Genomic DNA, 17,845 nt, shown 5'->3' on the forward strand with positions numbered 1-17,845 from the left:
GCCTCAGCGCGGCGCGTAGCCGCGGCCAGGCAGGGGCCGCGCACGGAAGTCGGGAATGTCGCCGGAAGCCGGCTACAAGTTGTGCATCAGCTTGCGCACGCCGGCCACATGCCGACGGCTGACGGTCAGGGCATCACCATTGAGGCCCTTGAGAAACAGCTGAAAATGCCCCAGCGGGGTGCGCTGTAAGCGCTCGATGCGCTCACGGGCGACCAGTGAATTACGGTGGATACGCACAAACCTGTCACCGAACTCGTCTTCCAGGGCCTTGAGCGGCTCGTCCAGCAGGACTTCGCCGCCCTCATGTCGCAGCGTCACGTACTTGTGGTCGGCGATGAAGAAAATCACCTGATCGAGCGGGATCAACTCGATGCCTTTGCGGGTGCGAGCACTGATATGGCTACGCGGACCGCCGTTGCTGTCCGGCACAGGCCGGGTCAACGCAGCCAGTTGCGCACGGTTGGGCCGCTCGGCTTTTTTCAGCGCCTCGATCAGGGCTTCCGGACGCACCGGCTTGACCAGGTAGCCCACCGCGCTGACCTGGAAGGCTTCCACCGCGAACTCATCGTAAGCGGTGCAGAAGATCACCGCGGGCGGGGCTTCGCGTTCGCAGAGCTTGGCGGCCACCTGCAGGCCATCCAGGCCAGGCATGCGAATATCGAGCAGCACCACGTCAGGTTTAAGGCTGTCGATCAGCTGCAGGGCCTCTTCGCCATTGGTGGCGCTGGGCTCCAGCACCCGGTACCCGTCAAGCTCACCGAGCAAACGGCTCAAGCGCTCGCGGGCCAGGGGTTCGTCATCAACGATCAGGACATTCATATTGCTCGGGCTTCCTGCATGAGTCGCGTACAAGGATAGCGTAGACAGGTGAAGTGCCGTCCGTCACGGCGATTGACGCTCAGACTCGCTCGTGGCCCGAAAAGTGCCCCAAGTCGCGCATCAATATTCACCAGCGCCTGCTGTGTTCCCCGCGAGGGCTGCCGTTCCAGGCTTTCGTCATAAGGGTTGCTGACGCACAGTTCGAATACCCCGTTGCGGTAATGTGCTTCGATCTGCACCAGGCCGCCTTCTACACGCGGCTGGATTCCGTAAATCAAGGCGTTTTCCAGCAACGGCTGCAAGGTCAGTTGTGGAATGGGCAAATCCGCCGGTACTCCCTCGACCTGCCACTCCAGTTGTAGACGATCGCCCAGGCGATATCGTTCGATGGACAGGTAACGTTGCGCCAGCTCCAGCTCATCGTGCCAGGACACCAGGCTGCCGGGTTTAGCCAGGCTGGCGCGAAACAGGTCCGACAGGTCCAACACCGCCTGCTCGGCCTTGTAAGGGTCGCTGACCACCAGGCTGGCGATGCTGTTGAGGCTATTAAAGAGAAAGTGCGGCCGAATCCGGGCCTGCAAGGACTCGATGCGCGCGCGCAACTCTGCCTGCTGCTGCTGCCGCCACTGGCTCTGCAGATAAAAATAGCGCAGCAACAGTGCCGACATAATCAGGGCGATCAGGGCGTGGCGCAGGTAGAGGTTGACCTCGCCCGCACGCGTCAGCGACCCACCCAATTGGAAGAAGTCCGCCATCGCGGTGCAGGCCAGGGTCAGGCCGACCACTATCGCGCAGCCACTGATCCCCGCCAGCGCCGTGCTCATACGCCGCAACAGCGGCCTCAAGCGGCACATCAAGGCCGCCGAGAGCAGCACGATCCACTGCACGAACAGTGAAGTCAGCGCCAACCGTACCCAGTTGAAGCCAGGCTGCATGGGCTCGGACAGCACCAGCACCAGCACCAGCAGTTCGGCCAGCACCACCATGCTCAACAGGGTTTCTGGCAGGCACAATTCCGGCAGGAAAAAATCGTCGCTCGGCGCGGGGGCGCTTTTTGTCTTGAACCAGTCGATTATCATCACTCCAGTGTCGGTGCGAACCCGACGAACGGCAAGCCGACGCGCTACAGCCGGGCAAAATAGAGCGCTGAAGCGTCGCCGGGTGCGAAAAACTGTGACGGGCCTGACATTGCCTGCAACCGGGCCCACTGCCAGGGTAGTCCAGTGGCGCGGCGATTTTGCCGAGCGGCCCTGTTATTATCGACGTACCCAGCCCGCATGCCGCCCGTTGACCGCGACGGCCTGCCCTACACGCCATTTTGCGCACCAGCCGAGCGATTCCATGAGCATTGAGCAGACCAACCAATCCTGGGGCGGCCGCTTCAGCGAACCCGTCGACGCCTTTGTCGCCCGTTTTACCGCGTCGGTGTCCTTCGACCAGCGTCTTTACCGCCACGACATCATGGGCTCCATCGCCCATGCGAGCATGCTGGCCGAGGTCGGGGTGCTCAGTGCCACCGAACGCGATGACATAGTGGCCGGGCTGCAACAGATCCAGGGCGAGATCGAGGCCGGCACCTTTGAGTGGCGGGTCGACCTGGAAGACGTGCACATGAACATCGAGGCACGGCTGACCGACCGCATCGGCGTCACCGGCAAGAAGCTGCACACCGGACGCTCGCGCAACGACCAGGTCGCTACCGATATCCGCCTGTGGCTGCGCGACGAAATCGACCTGATCCTGGCGCAGATCACGCGCCTGCAACAGGGTTTGCTGGAACAGGCCGAGCGTGAAGCCAGTACTATCATGCCGGGTTTTACCCATTTGCAGACCGCGCAACCGGTAACGTTCGGCCACCACCTGCTGGCCTGGTTCGAGATGCTCAGCCGCGACTACGAACGGCTGGTCGACTGTCGCAAGCGGACCAATCGCATGCCCCTGGGTTCGGCCGCACTGGCCGGCACCACCTACCCCATCCGCCGCGAACTCACCGCCCAGTTGCTAGGCTTCGACGCGGTGGGCGGTAATTCCCTGGACGGTGTCTCGGACCGTGACTTCGCCATCGAATTCTGCGCGGCGGCCTCGCTGGCCATGATGCACCTGTCGCGCTTTTCCGAAGAGCTGGTGCTCTGGACCAGCGCGCAGTTCCAGTTCGTCGATCTGCCGGACCGTTTCTGCACCGGCAGCTCGATCATGCCACAAAAGAAAAACCCCGACGTGCCGGAGCTGGTGCGCGGCAAGTCGGGTCGAGTGTTCGGCGCACTGATGGGATTGCTGACCTTGATGAAGGGCCAGCCGCTGGCCTACAACAAGGACAACCAGGAGGACAAGGAGCCGCTGTTCGATGCCGCCGACACGCTGCGCGACAGCTTGCGCGCCTTCGCCGACATGGTCCCGGCCATTCGCCCGCGCCCCGACGTGATGCGCGAAGCGGCGCTGCGCGGTTTCTCCACCGCCACGGACCTGGCCGACTACCTGGTGCGCAAGGGCTTGCCGTTCCGCGACTGCCACGAAATCGTCGGGCACGCGGTCAAGCACGGGGTGCAGACCGGCAAGGACCTGGCCGAGATGAGCCTGGATGAACTGCGCCAGTTCAGCGACCAGATCGAAGCGGACGTCTTCGCCGTGCTGACCCTGGAAGGCTCGGTGAACGCCCGCGACCATTTCGGCGGTACCGCGCCGGCTCAGGTGCGCGCGGCGGTGGAGCGCGGCAAGGCGCTGCTCGCCGGGCGTTGAGCGCGTCTGCTAAGGCGCTTTTGCGACGGCGCGCCTGGGCGCGCGCTACCCTGGCCCTGGGCTTGCTGCTGGGCGGTTGCGCGAGCGCGCCACCCGCCTCGCTGCCACCGGCGTCCGCTATCCCGGTCAGGTTTCTGCTGAGTTTCGATGACGGCCCCAGCGCAGCCCTCGAGGGTAACCCGACCCGCTCGATCCTCGACGATCTGGCGCGCAATCCCATCCAGCCCGGCATCAAGGCGCTGTTCTTCGTCCAGACCCGGGCCGCACGGGCCGGTGCCAGTTCCGTGGGGCAGAGCCTGATGCGTCGCGAGCAACGCGAGGGGCACCTGCTGGGCTTCCACACCGCCACGGCCAGCCACAGCAATCACCGCTTTCTCAGTCCGCAGGCGCTGGACGATTCCCTCCAGGGCGGCGTGGCGGACCTCGGCGCGGTACTTGGCGAGCCGCCGCGCCTGGTGCGCCCGCCCTTCTGGAGCTACGACCGGCACACGTTCGAGGCTTACCGACGGCACGGCCTGAGTGTCCTGCTGACCGACCTGAGCGCCAACGATGGCAAGATTTGGGGCTTCAACGGCAGCCCGCGTCGACGCAGCAATCTGCGTGCGCAGCTGCTGCAGGTCCGCGAACGCATTCTCGCGGGGGAGCTACCGGTCGTGGCGGGAGAAATCCCGCTGGTGGCGACCTTTCACGACCTCAATTCCTACACCGCCCGGCATCTGCAGGAATACCTGCAGATCCTGCTGGAGGAAGCCCACCAGGCCGGACTGACCACAGCCGCCATTCCCTTCTACGATAACCGCGTCGCGCTGCAGCGCGCGGCCCTGGCGCGCACCCTGCGCGACCCGAGCCAACCCTCTGAACTGCCGGGCCTGTGGAATTGGTTGTGGCGTTGAACGCTCCGGCAGCCCCTCAGGGACCAACCCGCATCTTCGCCAGAAATGCCGCCATTTCCAGCTCCTTGTCGGCGGCGATGCGCTGCACATGGGGGTTGTCCTTGAGCAGCGCGAACAACGCAACGGCGGCCGGGAAGTCCTCCAGCAGGTCGAGGGCAAAAAGTTTTTTCGCCACTGCGCAGGCCAGGTCAAGGCTGTAGAGGAAATACAGGTCCGCCAGGCTCAGCCGGTCACCTGCGACATAGGGCGCGAAACGTCCGTGGCGCTTGAGCGCGGCGATGCCCGCCAGCACATCGGCGCGGCTCTTGGCCTTGATCGCCGGGTCCACCTGCCCGCCAAAAAACACCTCGAGGTAACAGGCACGGGCCGGCAGTTCGATATACAGCTCGATCTCGCGCATCAGCGCGCGAACCTGGGCACGCTCGAACGGCGCGACCGGCAACAGGGGCTTACCGCCCTGCTGCTCTTCCAGGTAGTCGAGGATCACGCTGGTTTCGCTGATAAACCCCTGTTCGGTTTGCAGCACCGGTACCTTACCGCGCGGACTGATGGCCAGAAACGCCTCGCTCTGGCTGCCCTGAACCTGCACCACCTCGAACGGCAGGCCTTTTTCCAACAACGCCAGCTTGACCATATTGAAATAGTTGCTGACGGCAAATCCATGCAACCTGAGCATCGGGCATTCTCCAACCGCCGCGCGGAATGGGTGGGATGGGACTGACAGCAATACCCCGCAATGGGCCCGCCACCCAGCAGTATCCACAGGCTGAATGGCGCTCAACAGGCGCGCACGACGTGGCACACTAATGCCTGGCTTCCAATCAGCTTACAACAGGCCCCCCATGAGCGAGCACGACGACAACGACGACGAAACCTTCGCCGAACAGACCCTGGTCGACGCCATCGAAAACCAGCTCGAGGCCGACAGCCCGCCAGCGGTTCGGGCGACCCTGAACAAATTGACGCTGGTCGGTTACCCGCGCGAGGAGAGCCTGCACCTGATGGCGCTGGTGCTCGCGCAGGAGATCAACTGCATGCTGCGCGAGGACCGAAAATTCGACCTGCTCTGGTACGAACAGGCCTTGCGCGCGCTGCCGGAACTGCCAGCCGAACCCGACCTAGGCGGTGTTTGAGCGGATCAGTGCAAAGAGTTGCGACAGTGAGCCGCCGACCTCGCTACACTGCCAAAAGCCCCGTTGCCGCATGATCCCGGGGCGCATCGCCCGGTACCGGTCGCAGGTGCCGAGGCTTACGCCTAGAAGAACCTGGAGCCACTATGTCTTTCACCCCCGAGCTGGTTGCTGAACTGGAAATTCTCGCGCTGTTCAACTTGGCCAATACCCAGGAGGGCCTGAAAGTCCATCAGGTCGCCGCACCCCAGGCGATCGCCGCGGCCAAGCGCTTGCACGAAAAAGGCCTGATCACCCAGACCGACGGCGGTTACCTGACCAGCCTGGGGCTGGATGCCGCCGAGCACGCTCAAGGCCTGCTCACCATACTGACCGTTCAAGAGCCCGCCTAACCGCTGTCCCCTGCCGCACCGCCGCCTGCGTCGGCGGTGCGAATGCCGACCTGGGGCTGCCGCACCAGGGCAGTCGCTGATACTATCAAGCCATCATTCGGCGCCCGGTGGTTATGACACGCAACCAGGAAATTCGCCCCGATCTCGACGACGGCATCGACCGCAAGGTCCTGACGCAACTGCGCGCGCGCTTTCTCACGGTCAACAGCGGCCGCCTGAACCGCGCCATGCAGGCCCTCTCGACCCGCCAGCAACTGGTGCTGAAGCTGCTGCCGCTGCTGTTCCATGTCAATCACCCGCTGTTGCCCGGCTATGTCTCGGGCCTGACCCCGGCCGGCTTGTCCGGTTTCGAACCGGACGAGGCGCTGCTGGCCGAGGCGCAGCGGCTGACCCGCTCATTCGCCTACAAAAGTCGCCGCGCCGCGCCGGCCGGGGGCAAGCCGCCGCTGCCGATTCACGGCCTGTTCCTGATGGGCAGCCTGGGCACCGTGGCCCAGGCCGAGCAGAGCGACATGGACCTGTGGGTCTGCCATGCCCCGGACCTGACGGCGCAGGAGGTCGACGAACTGCAGCGCAAATGCACGCTGCTGGAAGCCTGGGCGGCGACCCTGGGCGCCGAAGCGCATTTCTTCCTGATCGATCCGGCACGCTTCACCGTCGGCGACCGTGAGGCCCAGCTGACCTCGGACGACTGCGGGACCACCCAGCATTACCTGCTGCTGGACGAGTTTTACCGCACCGCCATCTGGCTGGCCGGACGCACACCACTGTGGTGGCTGGTACCGGTGTATGAGGAGCAGCGTTACCAGGCATACACCGCCACCTTGCTGAGTAAACGCTTTATCCGTGCCGAGGAGGTGATCGACCTGGGCCACCTGGCGCGTATCCCACCGGGGGAATTCATCGGCGCCGGCATGTGGCAACTGTTCAAGGGCATCGAATCCCCCTACAAGTCGGTACTCAAACTGCTGCTGACCGAGGTCTATGCCAGCGAGCACCCGCGGGTGGAGTGCCTGAGCCTGCGGTTCAAGCAGGCGGTGTTTGCCAATCGCCTGGACCTGGACGAGCTCGACCCCTATATCGTGGTCTACCGCCGCCTCGAGGAATACCTGACGATGCGTGCCGAGCCGGAGCGCCTGGAGCTGATCCGCCGCTGCCTGTACCTGAAGGTCAACAAGAAGCTCAGCAGCCCGCCGCGTGGACGTGGCAAGAGCTGGCAACGCCTGCTGCTCGAACGCCTGACCGGCGAGTGGCAATGGGACGCCCGCCAGCTGAGCATGCTCGACAGCCGCAGCCAGTGGAAGGTGCGCCAGGTCAGTGCCGAACGCCGCGCCCTGGTCAACGAGCTGACCTATAGCTATCGCTTCTTGTCCGAGTTCGCCCGCAGCGAACACGCCGTAAGCTCACTGAACAGCCGCGACTTGGGCATTCTCGGACGCCGCCTGTATGCCGCCTTCGAGCGCAAGGCCGGCAAGGTCGAGTTCATCAACCCGGGCATCGCCCCGGACCTGGCGGAAGACACCCTGACCCTGGTGCAGAGTGCCAGCCCTGAGACACCGGACGAGCTGCAATGGGCCCTCTACAGTGGCAGCCTGAATGCCCAGGAGTGGCCAGATTTCGCACCGCTCAAACGCGCCCGTGAACTGATCGAACTGCTCGCCTGGTGTCACCGCAACGGCGTGATCGACAGCAGCACGCGCCTGTCGCTGCACCCGGGTGACAGCGACCTGGGCGAGTTCGAACTGTCCAACCTGCTCGGCAGCCTGCAACAACTGGTGCCCTTGCCCTTGCCGCCCGTAGCAGAAAGTGCGCTGCAGCACCCCAGCGCCCCGCGCGAGGTGCTGCTGTTGGTCAACGTCGGCGTCGATCCGCTTAAGCAGCACAGCCAGATGAACGTGCACATGACCAGCGGGCGAACCGACTCGCTGGGCTATTCCGGCGTGCGCGAGAACCTGGTACTGACCCTCGACCAGGTCAGCCTGAACAGCTGGAACGAACTGCTGGTGCAGCGTTACGACGGGGCCAATGCCCTGCTCGATTGCCTGCGTGATTTTCTCAACAGCCTGCCCGCCGGTGCCGCGCCAAAATTGCAAGTGCGCTGCTTCTGTCGCAACCGCGCGCAAGCCATCAGCGAGCGGGTCCGGGAACTGTTCCAGGATATCCTCGACCATTTTGGCGGGACCAACCCGCGCTACCTGGTGCAGATCCAGCAGCGCTACCATGTGCTGCACTTGGTACCCGGGCATGTCCGGCATACCAGCCTGGCCGACCTGCCCGCGTTACTCCAGCACCTGGGTGAAGACCAGCACGACTACAGCCCGCTACGTCTGGATCGCTATGCCCTGGACGGGGAAGACCTGGCACTGATCCTGCCGCTGGGTCGGCCCGGTTGCCTGCAACTGTTTTATCGCCTGCATGACGACCAGCAGGCGGAGTTGACCCTGCTCGACGAGCACAACGCGCTATGGCGCCAGCGGGTAGCCTTTCGCGACGAACAGAGCCTGCTGGTGCCGCTGCAACGCTTCCTGCAATCGCTGCTCTATCGCCACAATGCCCTCGCGCCCCTGGACACTGCACCGCCGGTACTGGCCCTGGAGATCCTCTGCTATCAGGTGCTGCCGAACGCCCCGCAGCGACCGCGCAGCCTGGAGCGCCGACCGCTGCCGCAGACCCCGGTCAGCCATCCCTTTTATGATGTCCAGGCCATTATCGAGCCCAAGGCCGGCAAACCGGCGCACGTCACCCTGTATTGCAACCACCGCGAATTCTCCGAACTGGAATACGGCCATGACCTGTATGGCGCGGTGGCACGGCATATCCTCACCCAGCGCCGCTCGCCCGAGCCCTATCCCTGCTATATCACCGACCTCGACCTGTCCGGGGTGTCGGGAGAGCGCCAGCCACAGACGGTGCATTACCTGCGCTACAAGGTCGAGCTGGAAGCCGCGCTGAACAACGCCCTGCAACAGGCCTGACGCGAGCGTCCCGTCGAACGTTATCCCCAGCTGACGCCGGAGCAGACTGAAAAAGTCGTCCAGGGCCTGCGCGAGTACGTCCTGATCTGCCGTCTCGGCGGCCGCCAGTCAGTGGCGATGCCGTCCCAGGCGGTGGACCTGGCCTGGCACGAATGCATCCTGCATACCCGCCTGTATCAACATTTCTGCAGACCAAGCCTGGGGCGCTTTCTGCACCACATCCCCAGCGAAGCCATGCGCGCCCAGGCCAGCATCCGCCGGGCCTGGCGCCTGGCCTGCGCCCGTGAAGGGATAGACTCGAAGCGGTCCAACCGGCTGCAGCTGCTCTTCGCCCTGGATGCCGAACTGGGGATCGTCTGCGGCTTTCGCTACCAACTGCACTGCCGACCCGGCGACGGCGCCTAGTGTGCCAGCCATATCGGCTGCAGCGCCGGCTGATGCGGCGACGATGGCACTGACTCAGACCGCGGCGGTGACGGCGGCGGCGACTGATGACCCCATACGCATGGGCGATTCGGGATTGAGCAGCGCATAAAGGTAGCAGTCGCTGAGGCTGTGGTCGGCGGCAACCCCGGCGTAGCTGGCGGTAAAGGTCACGGCTTGACCCAGGTGCTGGTAGAGCCAGTGGTCGGTTACCCCCGGCGGTATCTCGGGCACCAGATCACTGTCATTCACCACGCGGTAGGTCGGCACCTGCAGCGCATTGTAGTGGCTGGCGAAATCCGGCGCGGCCAGGCGCGGACTGGCGAAGTTGTAGTGTTCCAAGGGCAGGTCGGGCCAACGCTCGCGCAAGTCCAGCACCGCCAGGCTGGACAGCGCGCACCCCAGGCTGTGGCCACAGGCCCAGAGCCGGGCGCCAGGCTGCAAGCCGTCGGCAGCCTGCAGCGCCAGGTCGCGCAAGGAGCGGTAGAGTTTCAGAAAGCCGTCGTGCACCTGCCCCACGTTGGCTTGCCAGGGGTAGGGACGCTGGTCGACATCCAGGTCATCGAGCCAATCCTGCACGGTATCGGTCCCCCGGAAGACCAGATAAACGTCGCCCTGGGGATCACGTGCAGCGAAGCCGAACGGCTCGGATTCGTTGATGAAATGCAGCTCGCTGAGGATGCTCCAGATCGGCGCGGAAAACCGCCAGCCGTCCATCGTTGGCGGGGTCCAGTCAAAGTCCTGGGGCCGTCGCGGCTGCTGGGCGGCACGCCATTGGTCATATTGAGCGTAGGCCGCTGCGACCAGGCGCGCGCATAGCAGCGCCTGGGGCAGGGCGAATCCCGGTGGGAAATACAGCGGCAGACTGGACATCCTGGCTCCTTGCCGACAGACCGGCGCGACTGGCTGAGGCGTTGGCGTCCCGAGGTGGGCGAACCCACGGCGTGAATTAGCGTTCAGGACGGGTTACGGCGCCTCATTGCGCAACGTCGACCCGCACCCGCCGGATCGACCCCCCTCGACTCTAGACCAGCCTGGGCCACTCAGCGCCGGTATTCGCCGGCCGCCTCCGGCTGATACTCGACGGCCAGCAGCGCCAGCCGGATCGCCTTGCCGTTCGGTCCCGGCCAGTCGATGTGCTGCCCGACGCTGAGCCCGAGCAGGGCGCTGCCGACCGGTGCGAGAATCGACACCGTGCCTTCGCGGCCGGCGTCCGCGGGGTAGACCAGGGTCAGGTGGTAATCCTTGCCGCCATTTTCCTCACGGCAATGCACCCGGGAGTTCATGGTCACCACACCGGGCGGCACCTGGTCGTGACCGACCACCTGCGCCCGCGCCAGCTCCTGCTCCAGCGCGGCGGCACCGGCAGCGTCGGGCTGCTCGTCCAGCAGACGTTCCAGCCGTTGCAGGTCGAGGCGGGTAATGGTGATGGGCGGTGAACTGTTCATGGTGAAAGCGCGACTCCTGAAAGCAAAGGGCATCCGGACGGACGAGCGAAAAAACAAAACCCCGACAGGGCGGGGTTTCGCTGTGGCATAGCGGAAAACGGGCATGCCTGCGACCGTATCACAGGCGGGCAAATAAACAAGACCGCTCAGTCAGCCTGCTGCGGGCGCGCGCCCGAGGCGGGCCTGGGCCGCGGCGCAGATGGCACGCCGACGTTGATTGTCGGCCCCGCCCCACTCGAGGATCTCGGCGAGCAGGCGGCCGCAGCCCAGGCACCGGTCGTGCTCATCCAGGCAACATTGCCGGCGGCAGGGCGAGGCTACCGGGGAATCCTCGGCGGGTTCAGAGTTCTTCGAACTCAAGGGCTTCACCGGCCTGTTCGAGAGTGATGCGGGCCAGCATCTCCCCCAGCAGCTCATCGCTGGTATCGCATACCCAGCGCTCGCTGGCCGGGTCGTAATCGAAGTGGAAGCCGCCGGAGCGGGCCGCCAACCACAACTGGCGAATCGGCTCCTGGCGACTGAGAATGACCTGGCTGCCATTCTCGAAACGCACGGTCAGCACGCCAGCGGAATTTTCCAGGTCCAGGTCCAGGTCGCTGTCATCGAAAATATCCTCCACCGCTTGCTGGGCGGCATCGACCAGGTCATGGAAACGGGCTTCGCTCAAACTCATCGGGACAACCTCGGGACAATAGGGGCAGGACTGGCCCGCTGCGCGACCGCGAACGGCGCCTGGCAACGACCCGCATGACGGCAACCAATACGTCAGTCTACCGCTGGCCTCCGGCCAGGTTAAGCCTGTTCACGGCCGCCGATCGGTGTTAGTCCGTCGCCAGACCGCGGCGGTATTCGCCCGGGCTCTGCCCGCTCCAGCGACGGAACGCACGGGCCAGCGAGCCCGGCTCGCTGAAGCCGACCAGGTAGGCGATGTCCAGCAGTTCCAGGGCCGGATCGCGCAGGTAGTGCAACACCAGCTGCTGGCGGATTTCGTCCACCAGCTGGCTGAAGGACAGGCCCGCCTCGCGCAGGCGGCGCTGCAAGGTTCGCGGACTGAGGCCCAAGGTATGGGCCAGACGCGCCAGGTCCGGGCCGGCGTCGGGCAGTTGCCGGGCCAGTTCCAGGCGGGCCCGATCGAGCACGTGCTGACCCAGGCGCAGTTCGCCCAACAGCCGGTCGGCATAGGCATCGAGCATCTGCCGCACCTGCCCATCGGCCTGCCCCAACGGAGAGGCCAACAGCCGCTTGGGAAACACCAGGGCGTTGTCGGGCTGTTCGAACAACACCGGGCAGTGGAAGATCCGCCGGTGCTCCTGGGTATCGGCAGGCGCCGGATGGCGGAAGCGTACTTCGCTGGGCGGGTGCTCCAGGCCACTGATCCAGCGGCCGAAGGTCACCCAGCCAGCCAACGACTCCTCGGCGATCTGGCGTTGCGGCTGTGGCAACAAGGGCCGCCAGCTGAGGCTGACCTGGGCTTCCAGGCCGGCCCGCGGCGGTTCGTCGGCCAGGTCGACTACCCCCAGATTGCCCACCAGCGCCGCGTAACGGGCCTGGCGGTGCAACGCATCGGCCAGCGTCGCACAACTCATGATCAGGTAGCCCAGCACTCCGTAGTACCCGGGCCGCACCGCCTCGCCCAGATGCAGGCCAAGGTCGGCATCGCCGGTCAGACGCACCGCCTCTTCGAGCACCTCGAGGTAGGCGCTGGCGGCGATACGCTCGGCGCGCTGGGCCAGCAACGCCGGGCTGAGCTGGGCACGCGCCAGCAGCGTCGCCGGCTCGATACCCCTGCGCTGCACGTACTCGACCAAGCCTTGCAAATAGGCGACCGAGACCGAGCTGGTGAGTGACGCCTCCATCGCAGGTCCTCTTTTTGCCTCGAGCTTACCCCAAGCCAACGCCTCACGCCGCTGCTCACCCTCGCACGAAACCCCTGGCCAAGCCCCGTCGGACGGCTGCCGCGGCGCAGAGACAAGGCGCCGAGGGGCCGGTATACTCCGGCGCAATCAATGCTTTCTCAAGGATTTCGCCATGAAGCGGCTGTTCTCTGCCCTTATCGCGCTCGTCGCCGTCACCACGCTGCTGGCTGGCTGCGGGCAAAAAGGCCCGCTGTACCTGCCTGACGACAGCAAACCCGCCGCCGAACAATCCGAATAAGGAAGCGCCATGAACGCTTTCGACTACCGCGCAGGTGAACTGTTCGCGGAAGGGGTCGCGCTGTCCGCCATCGCCGAGCGCTTCGGCACCCCGACCTATGTGTACTCGCGGGCGCACATCGAGGCGCAGTACCGCAGCTTTACCGATGCCCTGCAGGGCGTTCCGCACCTGGTTTGCTACGCGGTCAAGGCCAACTCCAACCTGGGCGTGCTGAACCTGCTGGCCCGCCTGGGCGCGGGATTCGATATCGTTTCCCTGGGCGAGCTCGAGCGCGTGCTGGCTGCCGGCGGCGAACCCTCGCGCATCGTCTTCTCCGGCGTCGGCAAGACCCGCGCGGACATGCGCCGCGCCCTGGAAATCGGCGTGCACTGCTTCAATATCGAGTCCAGCGATGAGCTCGAACGGCTGCAGACAGTCGCCGCCGAACTGGGGGTGATCGCACCGGTGTCGCTACGGGTCAATCCCGACGTCGACGCCGGCACTCACCCCTATATCTCCACCGGTTTGAAAGAAAACAAATTCGGTATCGCCATCGAGACGGCCGAAACCGTCTACGCCCGCGCCGCTGCGTTGCCCAACCTGGACGTCCTGGGGGTTGATTGTCATATCGGCTCGCAGCTGACCAGCCTGCCGCCCTTCCTCGACGCCCTCGACCGCCTGCTGGGGCTGATCGATCGCCTCGCCGCGCAAGGTATCCGCATTCGTCACCTGGACCTGGGCGGTGGCGTCGGCGTGCGCTACAAGGACGAAACCCCGCCCGCGATCGGCGACTACATACGCGCCGTGCGCGAACGCGTGGCCGGCCGCGACCTGGCCCTGGTGTTCGAACCGGGCCGCTATATCGTGGCCAATGCCGGCGTGCTGCTGACCCGGGTCGAGTACCTCAAGCACACCGAGCACAAGGACTTCGCCATTATCGATGCGGCGATGAACGATTTGATTCGCCCGGCGCTCTACCAGGCCTGGATGGACGTCATCGCCGTGACCCCGCGCGACGGCGCGACCCGTCCCTACGACCTGGTCGGACCGATCTGCGAGACCGGCGATTTCATCGCCCGCGGTCGCGAGCTGGCGCTGGCCGAAGGCGATCTGCTGGCCGTGTGTTCGGCCGGCGCCTACGGTTTTGTGATGAGCTCCAACTACAACACCCGCGGTCGCGCCGCCGAGGTGCTGGTCGACGGCACCCAGGCGATCGAGGTACGTCGCCGCGAAACCGTGCAGGAGCTCTTCGCCGGCGAAAGCCTGCTGCCGCCCGCGTCTGCCGCCGCGTCGGGAGGGTAAGCCCATGTTGTTGCGCTTCACCAAGATGCACGGCCTGGGCAACGATTTCATGGTCCTCGACCTGGTCAGCCAGCACGCGCATATTTTGCCCAAACACGCCAAACAGTGGGGCGATCGCCACACCGGCATCGGCTTCGATCAATTGCTGATCGTCGAGGCACCGACCAACCCGGACGTGGACTTCCGTTACCGGATCTTCAATGCCGACGGCAGCGAGGTGCAGCAGTGTGGCAACGGTGCGCGCTGCTTCGCCCGTTTCGTGCTGGACAAGCGCTTGACCATGAAGCGCCAACTGCGGGTGGAAACCCTTGGCGGCATCATCGAGCTGGACATGCGTGCCGACGGCCACGTCAGCGTGAACATGGGCCCGCCGCGCCTCGAGCCGGCGCAGGTGCCTTTCCAGGCCGATGCCCAGGCCATCAGCTATGCGGTCGAGAGCGATGGGCAGACCCTGCAGCTGGCTGTACTGTCGATGGGCAACCCCCACGGCGTGCTGCGCGTCGATGACGTCGATCAGGCCCCGGTGCACAGCCTGGGCCCCCAGCTGGAACATCACCCGCGTTTTCCCCAGCGCGCCAATATCGGTTTCCTGCAGGTGGTCGATCGTCATCACGCCCGGCTGCGGGTCTGGGAGCGCGGCGCCGGGGAAACCCAGGCCTGCGGTACCGGCAGCTGCGCCGCCGCAGTGGCGGCGATCAGCCAGGGCTGGATGGACTCGCCGGTGCAGGTCGACCTGCCGGGCGGGCGCCTGACCATCGAGTGGGCAGGGCCGGGCATGCCGGTCATGATGACCGGGCCGGCCGTACGGGTTTACGAAGGTCAGGTACGCCTATGAGCGATCAATCCACCTCCCTCGATGCCGCGGCCGTGGCCGCCTACCTGCAGGCCAATCCGGATTTTTTCGTTGAGCACGACGAGCTGCTGCCGGAGCTGCGCATCCCCCACCAGCGCGGCGATACGGTTTCGCTGGTGGAGCGCCAGGTCAAGCTGCTGCGCGAGCGCAACATCGAGATGCGCCACCGCCTGTCGCAACTGATGGACGTGGCCCGCGACAACGATCGGCTGTTCGACAAGACCCGTCGGTTGGTGCTCGACCTGCTCGATGCGGCCAGCCTCGAGGAACTGGTCGGCACCCTGGAAGACAGCCTGCGCCATGCCTTCCAGGTTCCCTTCGTCAGCCTGATCCTGTTCAGCGAATCGCCCTTGGCCGTCGGCCGCTCGGTCAGCAGCGCCGAGGCCCACCAGGCCATCGGCGGCCTGCTGGCGGGCGGCAAGACCATCTGCGGGGTGTTGCGCAGCCACGAACTGCTGTTTCTGTTTGGCGAAGAACAGGCCTCCCAGGTCGGTTCAGCGGCGGTGGTCGCCCTCAGCCACCAGGGCCTGCACGGCGTGCTGGCGATCGGCAGCGCGGATCCGCAGCACTACAAGAGCTCGCTGGGCACCCTGTTCCTCGGCTATATCGCCGAAGTATTGGCGCGGGTGCTGCCGCGTTTCGCCACGCCACTGCGTTCGGTTCGCTAGGGCGCGCAACCTCGCTTGCAGCTTATCGCTGCTCCCTCCAGGAGGCGCCATGCAGAGTCAGCTCGACGCCTACCTCGATCACCTGCGCCATGAGCGCCAGGTCTCGCCGCACACCCTGACCGCCTACCGGCAGGACCTGCTCAAGCTGCTGGAGCTGTGCCAGGGCCAGGCCATCGACGGCTGGGCGCGCCTGGACAGCCGCAGCCTGCGCCGCTTTGTTGCCCGCCTGCACCAGCAAGGCCAGTCGGCCCGCAGCCTGGCGCGGCTGCTCTCGGCGACCCGCGGCCTGTACCAGTACCTGGCGCGCCACGGCTTGTGCCAGGCCGACCCGGCCAGCGGGGTCAGCCCGCCCAAGGGCGAGCGGCGGCTGCCGCGGACCCTGGATGCCGACCGCGCGTTGCAGCTGCTCGACGGCGCGGTGGAGGACGACTTTATCGCCTGCCGCGATCAGGCCATGCTCGAGCTGTTCTATTCCTCGGGCTTGCGCCTGTCCGAACTGGCCGGCCTGGACCTGGCGCAACTGGACCTCAGCGACGGCCTGGTGGAAGTCCTGGGCAAGGGCAGCAAGACCCGGGTCCTGCCGGTCGGGCGCCTGGCCCGCGAGGCGCTAAGCCGCTGGCTGGCCGTACGCGCGCTGGCCAACCCGCTGGACGGCGCGGTCTTTATCGGCCAGCAGGGCCGACGCCTGGGGCCGCGGGCGATCCAGTTGCGGGTGCGCCAGGCGGGGGTACGCGAGCTGGGGCAGCACCTGCACCCGCATATGCTGCGCCACTCCTTCGCCAGCCACCTGCTCGAATCGTCCCAGGACCTGCGTGCCGTCCAGGAACTGCTGGGCCACGCCGACATCGGCACCACCCAGATCTATACCCACCTGGATTTCCAGCACCTGGCCAGCGTCTACGACGCCGCCCACCCGCGGGCCAAACGCAAAGGCAGCAGCGACTGATGAGCCTCCAACTGATCACCTTCGACCTCGACGACACCCTGTGGGACGTCGCCCCGGTCATGCACGGCGCCGAGGCGGCCTTGCGCGACTGGCTGGGGCAGCATGCGCCACGCCTGGGGCCGGTGCCCATCGAGCACCTCTGGACCGTGCGCGCGCGCCTGATGGCGCAGGATCCGGCGCTCAAGCACCGCTTGAGCGAACTGCGCCGGCGCATCCTGTTTCATGCCCTGGAGGACGCCGGCTATCCCCACACCGAAGCCCGGGAGCTGGCCGAAGCCGGCTTCCAGGTGTTTCTCGAGGCGCGCCACCAGGTGGCGCTGTTCACCGATGTGCACACGACGCTGGAGCGCCTGGCGAGCCGCTTTATGCTGGGGGTGTTGACCAACGGCAACGCCGATGTGCGGCGCCTGGGCCTGGCCGACTATTTCCGCTTCGCCCTCTGCGCCGAGGAACTGGGCGTCGGCAAGCCCGATCCCACGCCCTTCCGCGCGGCACTGCAACGGGCCGGCGTGGCAGCTCACCAGGCGGTGCATATCGGCGACCACCCGGAAGATGACATCGGCGGCGCCCATGCCGCCGGGATGGGCGCCATCTGGTTCAACCCGTACGGCAAAGCCTGGACCGGCGCGACCCCGGCCCACGCCGAGATCCGCAGCCTGGCCGAACTGCCAAGCGTACTGGAGAACTGGCCAGCCCACGGCTAAATCCAAGCAGGGCACCCAATGCAAAAAAACCCGCCAATTGGCGGGTTCTTTTGTGGCACGCCCCCTAGATGGGACGGCTGCCGTATTTGCTGTCCGGCTTTTTCGGTGGGTCGGCGACCACATTGGGCTCGACCTCCTGAACCTGACCGCCGCGGGAGAGGAACTCCTCCATGGCGCGGGCCAGCGCATCACGCTCTTTCTGCTTGGCTTCGACGCTCGGCAGCTCATCGACATCGACGGCGGCCTTGGTCTTTTTGCCAGGGGCGACAACCCGTTCGCTTTCGCTGTCCGGATCCTCGTCCGCCTCACCATCATCCGCGGCCGCCAGCTCTTCGCCTTCTTCCTCGGCACCTTCCAGTTCGTCGTGTTCCAGTTCTTCGTCGCTCATGTCCAACCTCATGACTGCGAAAAGCAGATTAGTTA

The 17,845-nt window shown here is 65.6% G+C and carries 20 protein-coding genes and 1 pseudogene; 12 read left to right on the top strand and 9 right to left on the bottom strand.

The genetic code is table 11. From position 1 onward, the window contains the following. Positions 1-72: 72 nt before the first annotated feature. Complete coding sequence (locus ABWY06_RS15070; protein WP_353926373.1) at positions 73-819, bottom strand: LytR/AlgR family response regulator transcription factor; 747 nt, start codon at positions 817-819, stop codon at positions 73-75. Beyond that, complete coding sequence (locus tag ABWY06_RS15075) at positions 816-1,898, bottom strand: sensor histidine kinase (protein WP_353926374.1); 1,083 nt, start codon at positions 1,896-1,898, stop codon at positions 816-818. The genes ABWY06_RS15070 and ABWY06_RS15075 overlap by 4 nt, the downstream gene beginning before the upstream one ends. 262 nt (positions 1,899-2,160) lie before the next feature. Here ABWY06_RS15075 and argH point away from each other — a divergent pair, with 262 nt between their 5' ends. Beyond that, a complete protein-coding gene (gene argH, locus ABWY06_RS15080) occupies positions 2,161-3,555 on the top strand; it encodes an argininosuccinate lyase (protein ID WP_353926375.1) in 1,395 nt (464 codons plus the stop codon). 20 nt (positions 3,556-3,575) lie between these two features. Further along, entirely contained in the window at positions 3,576-4,448 is an 873-nt protein-coding gene (locus ABWY06_RS15085; protein WP_502948206.1) for a polysaccharide deacetylase family protein, read from the top strand. A gap of 16 nt (positions 4,449-4,464) precedes the next feature. Here ABWY06_RS15085 and ABWY06_RS15090 read toward each other — a convergent pair whose 3' ends face one another. After that, positions 4,465-5,124, bottom strand: coding sequence for a glutathione S-transferase family protein (locus ABWY06_RS15090; protein ID WP_353926376.1), 660 nt, complete (start codon positions 5,122-5,124; stop codon positions 4,465-4,467). Positions 5,125-5,290: 166 nt separating this feature from the next. Here ABWY06_RS15090 and ABWY06_RS15095 point away from each other — a divergent pair, with 166 nt between their 5' ends. The 4 genes and pseudogenes from ABWY06_RS15095 to ABWY06_RS15110 all read left to right on the top strand — a co-directional run. Continuing rightward, positions 5,291-5,581, top strand: a complete 291-nt coding sequence (locus tag ABWY06_RS15095) for a hypothetical protein (protein WP_353926377.1) — start codon at positions 5,291-5,293, stop codon at positions 5,579-5,581. 143 nt (positions 5,582-5,724) lie between these two features. Then, positions 5,725-5,970 (top strand): TIGR02647 family protein, encoded by a 246-nt coding sequence (locus ABWY06_RS15100; RefSeq protein ID WP_353926378.1) that lies wholly within the window; start codon positions 5,725-5,727, stop codon positions 5,968-5,970. Positions 5,971-6,083: 113 nt separating this feature from the next. Then, positions 6,084-8,945, top strand: coding sequence for a class I adenylate cyclase (locus ABWY06_RS15105; protein ID WP_353926379.1), 2,862 nt, complete (start codon positions 6,084-6,086; stop codon positions 8,943-8,945). Between the two features lie 15 nt (positions 8,946-8,960). Further along, a pseudogene (locus ABWY06_RS15110) lies at positions 8,961-9,380 on the top strand (glycine-rich domain-containing protein); the annotation flags it as partial. 24 nt (positions 9,381-9,404) lie between these two features. On the opposite strand, the gene ABWY06_RS15115 reads toward ABWY06_RS15110, so the two are convergent. From ABWY06_RS15115 to ABWY06_RS15135, 5 genes are all read right to left on the bottom strand, one after another. Next, positions 9,405-10,241 carry a lipase family protein gene (locus tag ABWY06_RS15115; RefSeq protein ID WP_353926381.1) on the bottom strand — a complete coding sequence of 279 codons (837 nt, stop codon included), beginning with the start codon at positions 10,239-10,241 and terminating at the stop codon, positions 9,405-9,407. 170 nt (positions 10,242-10,411) lie between these two features. Beyond that, the gene (rnk, locus tag ABWY06_RS15120) at positions 10,412-10,816 is read right to left on the bottom strand and encodes a nucleoside diphosphate kinase regulator (protein ID WP_353926382.1); all 405 of its coding nucleotides are present in this window, start codon (positions 10,814-10,816) and stop codon (positions 10,412-10,414) included. Between the two features lie 150 nt (positions 10,817-10,966). Further along, entirely contained in the window at positions 10,967-11,176 is a 210-nt protein-coding gene (locus tag ABWY06_RS15125; RefSeq protein WP_353926383.1) for a DUF1289 domain-containing protein, read from the bottom strand. Continuing rightward, positions 11,157-11,489 carry an iron donor protein CyaY gene (gene cyaY / locus ABWY06_RS15130; protein WP_353926384.1) on the bottom strand — a complete coding sequence of 111 codons (333 nt, stop codon included), beginning with the start codon at positions 11,487-11,489 and terminating at the stop codon, positions 11,157-11,159. Before cyaY ends, ABWY06_RS15125 begins: the two co-directional genes overlap by 20 nt. Positions 11,490-11,637: 148 nt before the next feature. After that, complete coding sequence (locus ABWY06_RS15135; protein WP_353926385.1) at positions 11,638-12,672, bottom strand: AraC family transcriptional regulator; 1,035 nt, start codon at positions 12,670-12,672, stop codon at positions 11,638-11,640. A gap of 172 nt (positions 12,673-12,844) precedes the next feature. Here ABWY06_RS15135 and lptM point away from each other — a divergent pair, with 172 nt between their 5' ends. Genes lptM through ABWY06_RS15165 form a run of 6 tightly spaced genes read left to right on the top strand, consistent with a single transcriptional unit; the run spans position 12,845 to position 17,422 of the window. After that, positions 12,845-12,970: an LPS translocon maturation chaperone LptM gene (gene lptM, locus ABWY06_RS15140; protein WP_353926386.1), complete on the top strand. Its 126-nt coding sequence runs from the start codon at positions 12,845-12,847 to the stop codon at positions 12,968-12,970. 9 nt (positions 12,971-12,979) lie between these two features. Beyond that, positions 12,980-14,251 carry a diaminopimelate decarboxylase gene (lysA, locus tag ABWY06_RS15145; protein ID WP_353926387.1) on the top strand — a complete coding sequence of 424 codons (1,272 nt, stop codon included), beginning with the start codon at positions 12,980-12,982 and terminating at the stop codon, positions 14,249-14,251. Between the two features lie 4 nt (positions 14,252-14,255). Continuing rightward, positions 14,256-15,086 carry a diaminopimelate epimerase gene (gene dapF / locus ABWY06_RS15150; protein ID WP_353926388.1) on the top strand — a complete coding sequence of 277 codons (831 nt, stop codon included), beginning with the start codon at positions 14,256-14,258 and terminating at the stop codon, positions 15,084-15,086. Beyond that, on the top strand, positions 15,083-15,772 hold the full coding sequence (locus tag ABWY06_RS15155; protein WP_353926389.1) for a DUF484 family protein: 690 nt from the start codon (positions 15,083-15,085) through the stop codon (positions 15,770-15,772). Before dapF ends, ABWY06_RS15155 begins: the two co-directional genes overlap by 4 nt. Positions 15,773-15,821: 49 nt before the next feature. Continuing rightward, positions 15,822-16,718: a tyrosine recombinase XerC gene (gene xerC / locus ABWY06_RS15160; RefSeq protein ID WP_353926390.1), complete on the top strand. Its 897-nt coding sequence runs from the start codon at positions 15,822-15,824 to the stop codon at positions 16,716-16,718. After that, positions 16,715-17,422, top strand: coding sequence for an HAD family hydrolase (locus ABWY06_RS15165; protein ID WP_353926606.1), 708 nt, complete (start codon positions 16,715-16,717; stop codon positions 17,420-17,422). Before xerC ends, ABWY06_RS15165 begins: the two co-directional genes overlap by 4 nt. A gap of 64 nt (positions 17,423-17,486) precedes the next feature. On the opposite strand, the gene sutA is transcribed toward ABWY06_RS15165, so the two are convergent. Continuing rightward, positions 17,487-17,810, bottom strand: coding sequence for a dormancy-specific transcriptional regulator SutA (gene sutA, locus ABWY06_RS15170; protein ID WP_353926391.1), 324 nt, complete (start codon positions 17,808-17,810; stop codon positions 17,487-17,489). Between the last annotated feature and the right edge of the window lie 35 nt (positions 17,811-17,845).

The sequence above is a fragment of the Pseudomonas sp. genome (assembly GCF_040514055.1).
In the GTDB taxonomy this organism is placed as follows: domain Bacteria; phylum Pseudomonadota; class Gammaproteobacteria; order Pseudomonadales; family Pseudomonadaceae; genus Aquipseudomonas.